General features: G+C 64.2%; 14 protein-coding genes. 7 read left to right on the forward strand and 7 right to left on the reverse strand.

The genetic code is table 11. The features are described from left to right. Positions 1–116 precede the first annotated feature (116 nt). The 7 genes from JL811_RS09985 to JL811_RS10015 all read left to right on the forward strand — a co-directional run bounded on the left by JL811_RS09985 (position 117) and on the right by JL811_RS10015 (position 4,803). Positions 117–731, forward strand: coding sequence for a MarC family protein (locus JL811_RS09985; protein ID WP_202688455.1), 615 nt, complete (start codon positions 117–119; stop codon positions 729–731). A 69-nt stretch (positions 732–800) separates the two neighbouring features. After that, entirely contained in the window at positions 801–1,376 is a 576-nt protein-coding gene (locus JL811_RS09990) for a retropepsin-like aspartic protease family protein (RefSeq protein WP_202688456.1), read from the forward strand. Positions 1,377–1,448: 72 nt separating this feature from the next. After that, positions 1,449–2,111, forward strand: a complete 663-nt coding sequence (locus JL811_RS09995; RefSeq protein WP_202688457.1) for a DUF1194 domain-containing protein — start codon at positions 1,449–1,451, stop codon at positions 2,109–2,111. Between the two features lie 146 nt (positions 2,112–2,257). After that, entirely contained in the window at positions 2,258–2,725 is a 468-nt protein-coding gene (locus JL811_RS10000; RefSeq protein ID WP_202688458.1) for an SspB family protein, read from the forward strand. A 125-nt stretch (positions 2,726–2,850) separates the two neighbouring features. Further along, the gene (gene fumC, locus JL811_RS10005) at positions 2,851–4,245 is read left to right on the forward strand and encodes a class II fumarate hydratase (protein ID WP_202688459.1); all 1,395 of its coding nucleotides are present in this window, start codon (positions 2,851–2,853) and stop codon (positions 4,243–4,245) included. A gap of 106 nt (positions 4,246–4,351) precedes the next feature. After that, positions 4,352–4,540 carry a DUF4169 family protein gene (locus tag JL811_RS10010; RefSeq protein ID WP_202688460.1) on the forward strand — a complete coding sequence of 63 codons (189 nt, stop codon included), beginning with the start codon at positions 4,352–4,354 and terminating at the stop codon, positions 4,538–4,540. After that, a complete protein-coding gene (locus JL811_RS10015; RefSeq protein ID WP_202688461.1) occupies positions 4,537–4,803 on the forward strand; it encodes a ribbon-helix-helix domain-containing protein in 267 nt (88 codons plus the stop codon). The genes JL811_RS10010 and JL811_RS10015 overlap by 4 nt, the downstream gene beginning before the upstream one ends. Here the strand turns inward: JL811_RS10015 and JL811_RS10020 are convergent. From JL811_RS10020 to JL811_RS10050, 7 genes are all read right to left on the reverse strand, one after another. Beyond that, positions 4,781–5,500, reverse strand: coding sequence for an alanyl-tRNA editing protein (locus JL811_RS10020; RefSeq protein ID WP_202688462.1), 720 nt, complete (start codon positions 5,498–5,500; stop codon positions 4,781–4,783). The genes JL811_RS10015 and JL811_RS10020 overlap by 23 nt on opposite strands. Further along, positions 5,500–8,067, reverse strand: a complete 2,568-nt coding sequence (locus JL811_RS10025) for a DUF3772 domain-containing protein (protein WP_202688463.1) — start codon at positions 8,065–8,067, stop codon at positions 5,500–5,502. The genes JL811_RS10020 and JL811_RS10025 overlap by 1 nt, the downstream gene beginning before the upstream one ends. Continuing rightward, positions 8,064–9,098 (reverse strand): cysteine synthase A, encoded by a 1,035-nt coding sequence (locus JL811_RS10030; protein WP_202688464.1) that lies wholly within the window; start codon positions 9,096–9,098, stop codon positions 8,064–8,066. Before JL811_RS10030 ends, JL811_RS10025 begins: the two co-directional genes overlap by 4 nt. Before the next feature lie 95 nt (positions 9,099–9,193). Next, a complete protein-coding gene (locus JL811_RS10035; protein WP_202688465.1) occupies positions 9,194–10,312 on the reverse strand; it encodes an NUDIX domain-containing protein in 1,119 nt (372 codons plus the stop codon). 1 nt (position 10,313) lies between these two features. Continuing rightward, positions 10,314–10,754: a TrgA family protein gene (locus JL811_RS10040; RefSeq protein WP_202688466.1), complete on the reverse strand. Its 441-nt coding sequence runs from the start codon at positions 10,752–10,754 to the stop codon at positions 10,314–10,316. 90 nt (positions 10,755–10,844) lie between these two features. Next, the gene (locus JL811_RS10045) at positions 10,845–12,104 is read right to left on the reverse strand and encodes an SAM-dependent methyltransferase (RefSeq protein ID WP_202688467.1); all 1,260 of its coding nucleotides are present in this window, start codon (positions 12,102–12,104) and stop codon (positions 10,845–10,847) included. A gap of 56 nt (positions 12,105–12,160) precedes the next feature. Beyond that, the gene (locus JL811_RS10050) at positions 12,161–13,588 is read right to left on the reverse strand and encodes a cryptochrome/photolyase family protein (protein ID WP_202688468.1); all 1,428 of its coding nucleotides are present in this window, start codon (positions 13,586–13,588) and stop codon (positions 12,161–12,163) included. Positions 13,589–14,270 lie beyond the last annotated feature (682 nt).

The following is a 14,270-nucleotide window of genomic DNA, read 5'->3' on the forward strand; positions in this document are numbered from 1 at the left end:
CGGTCTGATGATCAGGGGGGTGGTTCTGCCATCCCCCTTTTCGCTGTTTCCCATCCGCCCTTCCGGCCCGACATAGAAGGCTTGCCACGCGCCGCCGCCGCCGGCTATTGCGGGACATGGACATGGCCTTTCTCATCACCGCCTTTGCCACGCTTTTCGTGGTGATCGACCCGCCGGGTCTTATCCCGCTGTTCATCGCCCTGACACCGGGCATGTCACCCATGCAGCGCCGCGCCATCGGGCTGCGCGCCTGTCTTGTCGGCATCGCGATCCTGACGCTGTTCGGACTGGCGGGTGAGGCGGTTCTGGGCTTCATCGGCATTTCCATGCCTGCCTTCCGCATCGCGGGCGGCATCCTTCTGTTCCTGACCGCGCTGGACATGCTGTTCGAACGCCGCACCCAGCGGCGCGAGGGCCAGACCACGGTCAGCGACCATGATCCATCGGTCTTTCCGCTGGCCATTCCGTTGATCGCGGGGCCGGGGGCGATTGCGACGATGATCCTGCTGGTTGGTCAATCGGGTGGCTGGCAGGGCACGCTGGCGGTGCATCTGGTCATGCTGGGCGTGGTGCTGATGGCTTTCCTGCTTTTTCTGGTTGCCGGACCGCTGGAACGCGCGCTGGGGCGCACCGGAACCGTGGTCATCACGCGGCTTCTGGGTATGTTGCTGGCCGCGCTTTCGGTGCAATTCGTGATCGACGGGGTGCGCGGCACCGGCCTGATCGGCTGAGATCCGTCTTGCCTGCCGCAGCCCCCTTCCCCATATCACCCCAGTCCCCTTTTAGAACAAGGACCCCCCATGGACGGAGACATGACTGCCCGCCTGCTTTATCTCGGCCTCCTGATCGTCGCCGTGGGCGGCTATGTATTCGTGGAATTCCGGGGCCGCATGGGACAGGCGCTGCGGCAGGCGGCGGCCTGGGGGCTGATCATTGTCGGGCTGATGGCGGGCTACGGGCTGTGGACGGATATGCGCAGCACGCTCGTTCCGCGCCAGTCGGTCGTCGATGCCAACACGATAGAGATCCCGCGCGCGCCGGACGGGCATTACTATGTCACCCTGCAGATCGGCGACCGGGACATGACCTTCATGGCCGATACCGGGGCCACCAATATCGTGATCGGACGCGACACCGCCGAATCCCTTGGCATTGATCCCGACGCACTGGTCTATCTGGGCACGGCGCAAACCGCGAACGGCATCGTGCGCACCGCGCGGGTCACGCTGGAGGATGTCTCATTGGGGCCGATCCAGGATGCAAGGCTGAACGCCTATGTCACCGATGGGGATATGGAGGGCGGGCTGCTGGGCATGGATTACCTTGGCCGCTTCCGCATCGAGATCGCGGGCGACCGGATGATCCTGACGCGGTAAAGCGCGTAGGGTTGGGGCGCGGCCTTCCGGATTTGTCTTGCCCGGCACCGGACTTGGCCGCAGGATCGGGCGATGATCCGCGCGCTTGCCTTTTGCCTTGCCCTGACCGCCGCGACCGCCCCTGCCGCGCGGGCCTGCGACACGGCGCTGCTGCTGGCGATTGATGTTTCGGGGTCCATCGACCGGGGCGAATATGCGCTGCAGACGGTCGGGCTGGCGCAGGCGTTGCGCGACCCGGATGTTGCGGCGGCCCTGTTGCAGGGGCAGGTTGCGGTCGCGGTGGTGCAATGGTCGGGCGTCGGGCAGCAGGCGTTGTCCCTGCCCTGGCACCGGATCCTGTCCCCGCGCCATCTGCGCGATTTCACGGCACAGGTCGATGCGCTGCCCCGCGCGTTTTCAGGCTCGGATACCGCCGTGGGTGAGGCATTGGCCTTCGCCGCTGAGCAGTTCGACGCTGTGCCCGATTGTCGCCGACGGGTCATCGACATATCGGGCGACGGGCCGGAAAATGTCGGCAACACCGCCGGGCGCGCAAGGGCGGATGCCATTGCCGCCGGGATCGAGATCAATGCCATCGCGATTGAGGATATGGGCCAGAGCGCCCCGATCAGCGCCTTTTACCGCAACTGGGTCATCACACGGGGGGCCTTTGTGATGACCGCACGCGGATTGCAGGATTATCCCCGCGCGATGCGCGAAAAACTGCTGCGCGAACTGATCCGCCCCAGTGGCTGATCGAAGAGGGCCTGCACCAGATTTCGGGGCGGCGGCAAGGGCGGAACCTGACGAAAGGCCGCGCTTTCATCCCGCCGCAAGCGCCTTTCAGCCCTTCCTTTCAGACACGAATCCCCTATGCTGGCGACATGATGAACGGGGATGAAATGACGCGGACCATTGATTACGGCAATCTGATGCACCGGGCGATGCGCGGCCTGATCGGGTCCGTGCTGACCGATATTGCGAATAACGGGCTGCCTGGGGCGCATCATTTCTTCATCACCTTCGACACCACCCATCCCGATGTGCATATCGCCGACTGGCTGCGCGCCCGCTATCCCGGCGACATGACCATCGTGATCCAGCACTGGTTCCGCGATCTGGAAGTCACCGAGGACGGATTCTCGATCACGCTGAATTTCGGCAATCAGCCTGAACCGCTGGTGATTCCCTTTGATGCGCTGGTGACCTTTGTCGATCCGTCGGTGGAATTCGGCCTGCGGTTCGAGACCCATGCCGAGGATGACGACGAGGATGAGAACGGCGACGACCCCGCCGGGGATGACGGCGACGACGACCCCGATCCGCCGCATGAGGCCGAAGTGGTCAGCCTCGACAAGTTCCGCAAGTAACGCGTCAGGGCGGGTTCCGAGATCGCCTGCAGCCATGGGGTGCAAAATCGGTATACCACCGCATACCGATTGATTTACGCCCGCCCCTGCTCTATGCCCGTCGCAACAGCGACAGGAGGCGAGAAATGACCGCGACCCGCACCGAAACCGACAGCTTCGGCCCGCTTGACGTGCCCGCCGACAAATACTGGGGCGCGCAGACCCAGCGTTCGATCCGGAACTTCCCTATCGGCTGGGAACGTCAGCCCGTCGCGATCATCCGCGCGCTTGGCGTCATCAAGAAGGCCTGCGCGCTGGTCAACAAGGCACAGGGCGATATGGCGCCGGAACTGGCCGATGCGATTGACGCCGCCGCGACCGAGGTGATCGAGGGGCGCTTTGACGACAATTTCCCGCTGGTCGTCTGGCAGACCGGATCGGGCACGCAATCGAACATGAATGCCAATGAGGTGATCTCGAACCGCGCGATCGAGATGCTGGGCGGCGTGATGGGAACGAAAAAGCCGGTCCATCCGAATGACCACTGCAATATGGGGCAGTCCTCGAACGACACATTCCCGACCGCGATGCATGTGGCAACCGGCATGATGGCGCGGGATGTGCTGCTGCCCGGTCTGGAAAAGCTGCATGCCGCGCTGGCCGCGAAATCCGAAGAGTTCAGAGATATCATCAAGATCGGTCGCACCCATACGCAGGATGCAACGCCGCTGACGCTGGGTCAGGAATTCGGCGGCTACGCCCATCAGGTTGCCAAGGGGATCGAGCGGGTAAAGGCCTGCCTGCCCGATATCTATGAACTGGCGCAGGGCGGCACGGCGGTCGGCACGGGGCTGAACACGCGGGTCGGCTGGGATGCCCGCGTGGCGGCCGAGATTGCCACGATCACCGGCCTGCCCTTCGTCACCGCGCCCAACAAGTTTGAGGCACTGGCCGCGCATGATGCGATGGTAATGTTCTCGGGCGCGCTGAAAACCGTGGCGGCCAGCCTGTTCAAGATCGCCAATGACCTGCGGCTCTTGGGCTCGGGTCCGCGATCGGGCCTGGGGGAATTGATCCTGCCCGAGAATGAGCCCGGCTCCTCGATCATGCCGGGCAAGGTGAACCCGACACAGGCCGAGGCGCTGACCATGGTCTGCGCGCATGTGATGGGCAATGACGCCGCCATCGGCTTTGCCGGCAGTCAGGGGCATTTCGAACTGAATGTCTACAACCCGATGATGAGCTACAATCTGCTGCAATCCATGCAGCTTCTGGGCGATGCGGCGGGATCCTTCACCGACAATATGGTGGCGGGCACGCAGGCCAATACCGCGCGGATCGACAAGTTGATGAAGGAATCGCTGATGCTGGTCACGGCACTGGCACCCACCATCGGCTATGACAACGCGACCAAGGTGGCCAAGACCGCGCACAAGAACGGCACGACCCTGCGCGAAGAGGCGATTGCGCTTGGTTTCGTGGATGGGGAAACCTTCGACCGTGTGGTGCGGCCCGAGGATATGATCGGCCCCAAGTGCTGAGGTTTGCGCGCGGCGTTGCCGTTTGAACGGGGGGCCGTCTGCCCCCCGCACCCCCCGAGGATATTTGGGAACAGATGAAAGCAGGCGGGCCGGAAGGAGACGGCGCATGGCGGAAGTGACCAGTCTCAACCGGGTCCGCAAGGAGAGGGCGCGCGCGCAAAAGCGGGCGCAGGCTGATGCCAATGCGGTGAAATTCGGGCGCAGCAAGGCTGAACGGCTGCGCGATCAGGCCGAAGCCGCGAAAGTGCGGCGTGATCTGGACGGGGCGCGACGGGAAGAAGATAGAGCGGAATGAGCGCGCGGCCCGAAAAACATTCCCTTACCTTACGCGGTCATCGTACATCGGTGTCGCTTGAGGCGGAATTCTGGCTGGCCTTCCGTGAGATCGCCACTGCGCGGGGCCTTGGCATCAATGCGCTGGCGGTCGAGATCGACGAGGGGCGCGCGGGCGATATCGGGCTGGCCTCGGCGATCCGGGTTTTTGTGCTGCGCCACTATCGCGCCGCCGCGGCACCGGTCATTTCGGCCGGAACGGTCAGTCCACCAGCGAAATCGTGACGCGGCGGTTCTGACGGCCCTTTTTTTCGATCTTGCCAAAGGCGATGCGGCCGATTTCAGCGGTGCGGGCGACATGGGTGCCGCCGCAGGGCTGCAGGTCGATCTGATCCGCGCCCTGCCCGATCCGCACCAGACGCACGCGGCCCTGCCCCATGGGGGGCGGCGCGGACATCGTCTTGACCAGTCCGGGATTGGCCAGCAATTCGTCATCCGTGATCCAGCTTTCCGTCACCGGCAGATCACGCGCGATCAGTCCGTTCAGCCGGACCTCCAGCGCCGCGATATCCTCGGGCGGGTCGGGCATGTCGAAATCCAGCCGCCCGCGATCCGTGCCGATCTGCCCGCCGGTGACCGGCAGCGGGATCACCACTGACAAAAGATGCAGCGCGGTATGGACACGCATATGGCGGTGGCGGCGGGTCCAGTCGATCTGCTGGCGCAGCAGCGTGCCGGGGGGTGGCATCGCCACGGGTTCGGACGGAACCAGCGCGACATGGCCACCTTCGGCCTTCACCGCCGTGGCGACAGGAATCACCCCCTCCTGCCAGATCAGACGGCCGCTGTCGCCCGGCTGCCCGCCCGAGGTCGGATAGAAGACCGAACGGTCCAGCACGATGCCGCCCTCGGGCGTGTGCGCGATGACGCGCGCCTCGGCCTCGGCCAGATAGGGGTCGTCGCGGAACAGAAGTTCGGTCATCAGGAGCGTCCTGCATCTGCGGGCCCGGTCATATCCGGCCCCTCGCCCGGATCGGGGGCATCCGCATCAAGGGAAGATATCCGCGGTGTGGGGCGTGGCGCAGAACCAGCCTCTGCCGCCTCGGGTTTGGGCTTGGGCGACTCACCCCCACCGCCCGGCACCAGCGCATCACGCAGCTTTTCGGGATTGCGCAGCCAGATATCGCGCTGGCCGAAGGGGATTTCGATGCCTTCCTCGGCAAAGCGGCGCAGGATCTCGTGATTGATATCCGACCGCACGCCCAGCCCGAAATTGATATCGCGCAGGATCATGCGGATCTCGAAATCCAGACTGTCGGCACCGAAGCCCATCAGAACCACCGCAGGCGGCGGGTTCAGCACCGCCAGCGGCTGCGCCTCGGCGATCTCGGACAGGATACGCTCCACCTTGCGGGAATCGGTGCCATAGGCGACGCCAACCTTGATGATGATCCGTCCCGAAAGGCTGAATCGGGTCCAGTTCGTCACCGTGCCGGAAATCAGGTCCGAATTCGGCACGATCACATCGGTGCGGTCGAAGGTCTGGATCCGGGTCGAGCGCACCGAGATCGACTGCACCGTGCCCATGACCGTGCCGACCTCGATCCAGTCGCCTTCGGATACCGGACGTTCGATCAGAAGGATGATGCCGGATACGAAGTTCGACACGATGTTCTGAAGACCAAAGCCCAGACCGACTGACAGCGCCCCGGCCACGATGGCCAGCGCCGAAAGGTCGATCCCCGCCGTGGTGATAGCAATCAGGGCGGCAAGGAATATGCCCAGATAGCCGACACCGGCAACAACGGCATTCCGACCGCCCTGATCCATCGAGGTCTTGGGCAGGATCGACGACCGCAAGGCACCCTGCACCAGGCGCGTGGCCAGATAGCCGATGCCGAAGACAAGGCCCAGAACGATGAAATCGGAGGGCGAGATCCGGGTCTGGCCCAGAACGAACCCTTCGCGCAGGCGCGACAGGATCTCGGCGAGTTCGGACCCGCGTGCGCCCCAGATCAGCGCGAAAAGCGGTAGCGAGGCCAGCACCAGAACAAAGCCGAACAGCACCGGCACCAGCGCATCCCGGCCCGAATCGTCGGACCGGGTGATGACGGTCCACAGGTCGCCCACGAACCGCTGCAACAGCGTCAGCAGTGCGATCAGCGCCAGCGACATCGCGGCCGGGAAGGCCATTGCCGTTGCCGCCGCGACATAGCCCGCTGCCCCCAGAAGCGGCGCAAGCAGCGCCACCGCCATCATCGCCTTGCCGATGAAGCCGACCAGCCGGTCATAGACCCCGCGGTTCTGGGTCGCGCCATCGGTGATTTCCGAGGCGGCCAGAACGGCCTTGTCATGGCGCACCATCAGCTTGCCGATATAGAACAGCGCGATGCAGATGACGACGACCGTCGGATAGGCCAGAACGGATGCTGCGGCGGGTGACATCGCCTCTTCGGGCAGAACCACGCGGCGCACCGTTTCAACCGCCAGCGCAACACCGATCAGAACCGTATGGAACCGGCCCTGTGCGCGCTCCTGCACGGTCAGGCGCAGCGCCGAGGCAGCCTCTTCCCGCGCCGGGAACAGCCGGCCGGCCAGCCAGAAAGCAGCAAAGATGGAAAAGCCGATGCCGAAAAGGTTCTGCGCCAGAACCATGCCGACCGGCCCTGCCATGCCGCTGAGCACGAAAGCGGTCGCCACGGCGACAACTCCGGTCAGCGGCACAATGATCGCACCCAGCGAGGCAAGGAAAGCCCAGACCTCACGGCCCCGGCTGGAGGCCTTGGCCTGCAGGCGCTGCGCCAGCCCTTCGATCCAGTGGCGGCCGCGCAGGATCATCAGGGCCGCGAACAGCAGCAGGCCGATCACCACCGGCAGATTGTCGGTCAGTTCCTGCCGCCGCCCGGCATCGGACCAGTTGGCGCGCAATTCCTGCACCAGTTTGCCGATATTGTCGTAAAATGCGGTAATGGCCTGAGGCCAGTTCACCGGATTGACCGGCGACGGAGACAGTTGCAGCAGCGCCTCGGCCTGCTGGTCGCGCAGGATACGGTCGATTTCCCGCACCAGACCATCGGCGCGGCTATGGGCCTCGACCGCGCTGATGCCGGGGGCCTGCAGACGCAGCAACTGTTCATTCAGATCGTTGCGCAGGGCCGCGATTTCCTCGGACTCGGTCGCACCTTCAGCCGGGGCTGGCCCCAGCGCCTCGATCTGGCCGCGCAGCGTGGCGATGCGGCTGGAATTTGCGCCCTGAGCCGCAAGAAAACGCTCGCGCCAATGCACCAGTTCGGCGCGCATCTGTTCCAGCCGCACCTCGCTGACACCGGGCGTGCCGATCAGCGCCTCGCTTTCCTCGGCGATGACGCGCCATGCCTCATAGTCAATCGGCTGGTCCGGCCCGGGCGCGGTGGCACTGTCATTCGGCCCCGCCCCGGTCGAGAAATTCGCCTGCGCCCATGCACTGCCCGGCAAGACCAGCAGCAGTCCAGCCAGCAGCACAAGAACGGGCAGAAGACGCAAGGTCACTTTCGGCACCGAATATCTCATGCGTCCTCGAACACGGTCGGGATGCCCGCCGCCGGACGGTCAAGCCATGCGGGAACCGGCAGCCCCTTGGCCTTGAGGAATTCGGGGTTGAACAGTTTCGACTGATAGCGCGTGCCGTAATCGCACAGCACCGTCACGATGGTCTTGCCCGGTCCCATTTCGCGCGCCATGCGGATGGCACCCGCGATATTGATGCCCGAGGATCCGCCAAGGCAAAGCCCCTCATCGGCCAGAAGGTCAAAGACGATGGGCAGCGCCTCGGCATCCGGGATGCGATAGCTGAAATCGGGGCGGAAGCCTTCAAGATTGGCGGTGATGCGGCCCTGCCCGATGCCCTCGGTGATCGAGGTTCCGGGCGATTCCAGCTTGCCCTCGGTATAGAAACTGTGCAGCGCCGCGCCCTCGGGATCGGCCAGACCGATCTTCACGCCATGGGGTTGCAGCGCCATGCCCACCCCGGCCAGCGTGCCGCCCGAACCAACCGCGCAGATGAAGCCATCAACCTTGCCGCCGGTCTGGTCCCAGATCTCGGGGCCGGTGGTTTCGATATGCGCCATGCGGTTGGCGGTATTGTCGAACTGATTGGCCCAGATCGCGCCATTGGGTTCGGTCTTGGCCAGTTCAGCGGCCAGACGGCCCGAATAGCGGACATAGTTGTTGGGGTTGCGATAGGGGGCTGCCGGGACCTGAACAAGCTCTGCCCCGGCAAGGCGCAGCATGTCCTTTTTCTCCTGACTTTGCGTTTCGGGAATCACGATCACGGTGCGGAACCCCATCGAGGCCCCGACCAGCGCCAGACCGATGCCGGTATTGCCCGCCGTGCCCTCGACAATCGTGCCACCCGGTTTCAGCTGCCCCTTCGCGACTGCATCGCGGATGATGAAAAGCGCTGCACGATCCTTGACCGACTGGCCCGGGTTCATGAATTCCGCCTTGCCGAGAATCTCGCAGCCCGTCATCTCACTGGCCTTGTTCAGCCGGATCAGAGGGGTTTTGCCGATCGCATCGGCCAGATCCTTGTAAATCTGCATGGCGAATATCCTTTCCGCTTTGCCCCAAGGTGTAGGGCCCGGGGCCGGGAAACTCAAGCGGGGCGCGTTCACGGACCTGCGGGATTTGCCCGCGATCAGACCGCCGCGCCGCGCAGGCGGGGCCGTTCACGTTGCAGCCAGAGCGCGGACAGGATCAGCGGCGCAGTTGCGATCTCACCGCTGGCAACCAGATCCATCAGCGCATCGAAGCCGACCAGATGGCCCCTGATATCCTCCGCCTCGCTTTCCTCACCGCCGATGATGGCCGATCCGTCCGGCAGATCCGTCAGCGCAATAAACGAGTAAAGATATTCGGTTTTCGCCCCCGGCGACGGATAATAGGCCGCAATTGGCAAAAGTGCGCCCAGATGAAGCCTCGCCTCCTCGACCGCCTCACGGCGCGCGGCCTCTTCGGGACTTTCGCCCGGGTCGATGCGGCCTGCAACCACCTCAAGTTGCCAGGGCTGACGGTCGCCCCGCGCCAATGGGCCGGCCCGGAACTGTTCGATCAGCAAGACCCTGTCGCGGACCGGATCATAGGGCAGCACCGTCACCGCGTCACCGGAGATGAAACTGGCACGGGTCACGACCGGACCGAAGGTGCCGTCGAAACGCCGCCATGTCAGGTCATATTCCTCAACCGAAAAGAAGTTCGCATAGGTCTCACGATGCGCGCCGACGCGGGTATCGGCGGCCATGGCATCGTGACGGATCAGCACCGGCGCGTCCTTGGCCCTTGCCCGTGCACGACTGGCGGCGCGCACCCGCATCGGGGTCTTGCGCTGCGGGGCGGGTATGGGGCCGGGGTGGAATTGCATCACCTCGGCCGCGACAGATAGCGCGAAAGCGGCACCATCGGCCAGCCAGCGCCCGGCATCCCATGGCGGCAGATCCGCGGTTTCAGAGGGGGGCAGATGCACCAGCGCCTGAACCGGGCCCTCCGGCCCCTCGACCCGGTAAACCAGCGCTGCCCTGTCGTGAAAACCCTGATAGCGTTCCAGCCGTGCGCGCATCCCCTGCGGCACTGGCCCGATCAACAGCCCCGGCGCGGACTGGCCTGGATCGGGTATCAGGGCCGCAACCTCATCCATCCGCCGCAGGGCGTGGCCGGGCAGCTGCGCCGGAACGGCCTCCGGCAGATCATCCGACCCCAGCACAAGCGACAGCAGCGGCGGGTGGCACAGCTCCCCCCAGACGAAAACGGTGTCGGTCATGTCACTCCCAGCGGCGCCTAGCCCATTCAGAGATCAGTCCGCCCAGCAGGCCACCGATCAGCAGCGTCAGCAGGAACGGCGCGTTCAGCATCAACTGCACCTGTTCCAGCGCCAGCGCGAAAATATCGACCACCGCCTCCATCGGCCCGTCATAGCGTTTGCGGAACGCCTTGCGCACCATCAGCACGATGGAAAACACGATCAGCGCCCAGACCACGATCATGGCCGAGGTCTTGACCCCGGACCCAAGGGCCGCGCCGTAGCCCTGCCCTGTCGCCCGCCCCATGATGCGCCAGCCGCACAGAAGGCCGATCAGGGTCGAGAAAGGCAGGAACTGGCCATATTGAACGCCATCCGGATGCGCCGCCATGAAGGCCTGCGCCGAAAACAGCGCCACCGCCGCAAAGGCGACCGCCGCGATCAGTTTCGAGAATGTCGGCATCCTGTCCCTGCGCCTGTCTCACTATCCGGCCCGTTGTCCGGCCCGCCCCGCCTGCCCGGTTTCAGGCGACCCGTTTCAGGAAGCCAAGTTTCAGCCAGCAGGACGGGTCACGGTGATCTGTGTCACATCACAGTTTCCGCTCTGGAAGGCACCGGCGCAAGAGGTAAGGTAATAATTCCACATCCGCCGGAACCGGTCATCAAAGCCCAGCCGCGCCACATCCTCCCATCGGTCATTGAAGGTTTCATGCCAGCGGCGCAGGGTGTCGGAATAGCTGCGCCCGAATTCGAAACTTTCCCGCAGGTCCAGCCCGGCGCGTTCCACCTCACGCCGCAGCGCCGAAGGGCTGGGCACCATGCCACCCGGGAAGATGTGTTTCTGAATGAAATCAACCCCTTTGCGATAGACCTCAAAGCGCTTTTCCTGCAGCGTGATGATCTGCAGCGTCGCATTGGCCCCGGGTTTCAGCCGCTCGCGCAATGTCTCGAAATAGACCGGCCAGTATTTTTCGCCCACGGCTTCGAACATCTCGATCGAGGCGATGCCGTCGTAAAGCCCCCGCTCATCCCGGTAATCCTGCAACTTGATCGTCACCCGGTCCGACAGGCCCGCCTTTGCCATCCGGTCCACCGCGAAATCATACTGCGCCTGTGAGATCGTCAGCCCCGTCACGCGCAGCCCGCGTTCGGCGGCGGCATATTCGGCAAAACCGCCCCAGCCGCAGCCAATCTCCAGCACATGATCGCCGGGACGCGCGCCCATCCGGTCCACCATGGAGGCGTATTTCTGGATCTGTGCCTTCTCAAGGCTTTCCTGACCGCTGCGGAACAGGGCCGAGGAATAGGTCATCGTCTCATCCAGCCAGAGCCGGTAGAAATCATTGCCCAGATCATAGTGATGGGCGATGTTCCGGCGCGCCTGCGTTTTCGAATTGCCGCGCAGCCAGTGGCGGAACCGCTCGAACGCGCGCAGGATCGCCAGCCCGTAAAAGCCGTCATAAAGCGCGTCATTGTCGGCATGGACCAGATCCATGAAGGATTGCAGGTCGGGGGTGGACCACCAGCCATCCAGATAGGCATCGGAAAAGCCGATATCGCCCTCTCGGATCAGCCGGGCAAAAAGATCGTCATTGTGGATCTCGACCACGGCATGCGGCCCGGGGGCGGGTGCCTCGGCGCGAAAGCGGCGCCCGTCGGGCAGGATCAGGTCCAGCCGTCCGGTTGACAGCCCCTGCGCCTGCCGGAAGACCTGCGCAAAATGCCGGGGCAGACCCTTCTGGCCCGCCGTGCCGGTCAGGATCGCGCTGGCCGATGTTGTTCCGGTCGCTGTCGTATGGGTCGGTATCGTCATGCGTTTCCTTGGCCTCCGGCCGTGTATTGTTCCGAAATTCGGTGATTCCCGCAAGTTCAGCCGTCCTGCGCGGCAGTATCCCGCCGCTGATAGGCGGCAAGCGCGCGCGCCCGCCCCTCGGCCAGATCGACCAGCGGTTCAGGATAAGGCCGGTCGGGCGCCAGATCCCAGGACTTCGGCACCGCCCTGAAATAATCCAGCGCCAGCGCACCGGGATGGCGGGTCAGTTCGGCGATATGGCGATGGCGATAGGCGGCATCGGGGTCGAATTTCTCGGCCTGAGTCGCGGGGTTGAAAATGCGGAAATAGGGGGCGGCATCGGGGCCGGACCCCGCCACCCATTGCCATCCCATCGCGTTCGAGGCCGGATCCCAGTCGGTCAGGCAGTCCTCGAACCAGCGCAGCCCCACACGCCAATGGGTCAGCAGGTGCTTGGTCAGATAGGACCCCGCGATCATCCGCGCGCGGTTGTGCATCCGCCCGGTCACATACATTTCCCGCATGGCCGCATCGACAAAGGGTTCGCCCGTCATGCCCTGCCGCCAGCGCTCGGCATCGGGATTGTCGTCGCGCCAGGGAAAGGCCTCCCAGTCCTCACGCCAGTTCGCGGTCGCGATATGAGGACTGTGATACAGGAGATGCCAGGCGAATTCGCGCCAGACGAGTTCCTTCAGGAAGGTTTCGGCACCCGGGCTGCCCTCTTGCATCCGGCGAAAGGCGGCATGCCAGATCCGGCGGGGGCCGATTTCCCCAAGGCTCAGGAATTCCGACAGGGCGGAGGTAGCCGCTTCGGCGGGAAGGTTGCGCCGCTCGCCATAGCCGTCAACCGGACCGTCGAGGAAATCGGCCAGACGCCGTTCCGCCTCGGCGGCACCAGGGATGGAATAGCGCGCGACCACATCCGCACCGCGCCGCATGGCAGCGCCCAGATGCCAGTCCGCCAGCGCATCACTGGCGGGCCATGTGTCGGGACTGCGCAAGGCCTTCGGCGCAGGGGCCGCGTCGGGCAGCGGGCGGTCCTTCACCGCCTTCCAGAAGGGGGTGTAGACGCGGTAATACCCGCCCTGCCCCGTTTCCACCGTCCAGGGTTCATGCAGCAGATGGCCCGGATGGCTGTCGGCCAGCAAGCCGCCCTCCCGCAGACCTGCCTTCACGGTCTTGTCCCGCGTGATCGAGGCCGGATCATAAGCGCGCGACCAGACCACCCCCGCCGCATCGGCCTCAGCGATCAGCGCGCGCAGGCTGTCCAGCGCCGGACCCCGCCGGAAGATCAGGCGGGACCCGAGGCCCTGCAGCGTCTCGGCAAAAACCTCCAACCCCCGCCCCAGCCGCCATTTCGGCGCGGCGCCCAAAGCCTCGGTCTCGGGGTCGAGGATGAAAACCGGGATCAGCGGCCGCCCGGTCGCCACCGCCGCCGTGAGCATCGGATGGTCATCCAGCCGCAGATCGCGGCGGAACCAGAGAAGGAGGGGACGGTCGGGCATGGGCTGCGATCTTTCCGGTGTGGAAAGGGGTTACGCAGGAGGGGGCGGGTTGGATCAGTTGGGGGGGTGGGCTGTTAATAGAGTGGCGGTGTGACGTGTGAACCCATGGTGAGGGGCAGTGATGGTCCTCGTACGACTGCGCTCGCTCGACCTTTTCGAACGGTAGCTTCGGACTGCCCGCCCCTACACAGCGGTCGGGAGGTCCCGTCAATCTAGGATTACTCACTCTACCCCGCCGCACGCCACTCAGAGCCGTTCTGCAACATTCAGGCAGGCCACAGCGCAGCACGTGCAGCAAGTTGGTTCGGCACGACACTTGGAACAGACCCGCCAGCTCTGCTGTGCTGCAGTCTTCTGAGGGGAAGGCATTCGTTGCTGCACGGCAAAATAGCTATCTGTAGGTCTCTGGGGGCAAATGACCGCCTCGCAGAGCAGTGTCAACACAACCCATCAGCGCGTTCAGGTGCCGATTTCGTTGTCGTAAAATTTCAAAATAAGTATCTACTGGATTACATTTTTCATTGAATGGGCGTCTCCGACTATGTATGTTTTGTGCGACATTTTCACTCAAGGTCGTCCTGGGGGATCATCTGCAGTATGACAACTTACATAGTTTCTTACGACTTAGTGAAAGGCGGAGATTATGAAAGGCTCTACGAAGAGCTAAAGTCTAGGACTGCGT

Source organism: Szabonella alba, from assembly GCF_016765775.1.
GTDB classification, from domain to species: domain Bacteria; phylum Pseudomonadota; class Alphaproteobacteria; order Rhodobacterales; family Rhodobacteraceae; genus Szabonella; species Szabonella alba.

Excerpts from the sequence above, each read along its gene's own strand:
- JL811_RS09985 (WP_202688455.1), top strand. The coding sequence starts at position 117 with ATGGACATGGCCTTTCTCATCACCGCCTTTGCCACGCTTTTCGTGGTG.
- JL811_RS09990 (WP_202688456.1), top strand. The coding sequence starts at position 801 with ATGGACGGAGACATGACTGCCCGCCTGCTTTATCTCGGCCTCCTGATC.
- JL811_RS09995 (WP_202688457.1), top strand. The coding sequence starts at position 1,449 with ATGATCCGCGCGCTTGCCTTTTGCCTTGCCCTGACCGCCGCGACCGCC.
- JL811_RS10000 (WP_202688458.1), top strand. The coding sequence starts at position 2,258 with ATGACGCGGACCATTGATTACGGCAATCTGATGCACCGGGCGATGCGC.
- fumC (WP_202688459.1), top strand. The coding sequence starts at position 2,851 with ATGACCGCGACCCGCACCGAAACCGACAGCTTCGGCCCGCTTGACGTG.
- JL811_RS10010 (WP_202688460.1), top strand. The coding sequence starts at position 4,352 with ATGGCGGAAGTGACCAGTCTCAACCGGGTCCGCAAGGAGAGGGCGCGC.
- JL811_RS10015 (WP_202688461.1), top strand. The coding sequence starts at position 4,537 with ATGAGCGCGCGGCCCGAAAAACATTCCCTTACCTTACGCGGTCATCGT.
- JL811_RS10020 (WP_202688462.1), bottom strand. The coding sequence starts at position 5,500 with ATGACCGAACTTCTGTTCCGCGACGACCCCTATCTGGCCGAGGCCGAG.
- JL811_RS10025 (WP_202688463.1), bottom strand. The coding sequence starts at position 8,067 with ATGAGATATTCGGTGCCGAAAGTGACCTTGCGTCTTCTGCCCGTTCTT.
- JL811_RS10030 (WP_202688464.1), bottom strand. The coding sequence starts at position 9,098 with ATGCAGATTTACAAGGATCTGGCCGATGCGATCGGCAAAACCCCTCTG.
- JL811_RS10035 (WP_202688465.1), bottom strand. The coding sequence starts at position 10,312 with ATGACCGACACCGTTTTCGTCTGGGGGGAGCTGTGCCACCCGCCGCTG.
- JL811_RS10040 (WP_202688466.1), bottom strand. The coding sequence starts at position 10,754 with ATGCCGACATTCTCGAAACTGATCGCGGCGGTCGCCTTTGCGGCGGTG.
- JL811_RS10045 (WP_202688467.1), bottom strand. The coding sequence starts at position 12,104 with ATGACGATACCGACCCATACGACAGCGACCGGAACAACATCGGCCAGC.
- JL811_RS10050 (WP_202688468.1), bottom strand. The coding sequence starts at position 13,588 with ATGCCCGACCGTCCCCTCCTTCTCTGGTTCCGCCGCGATCTGCGGCTG.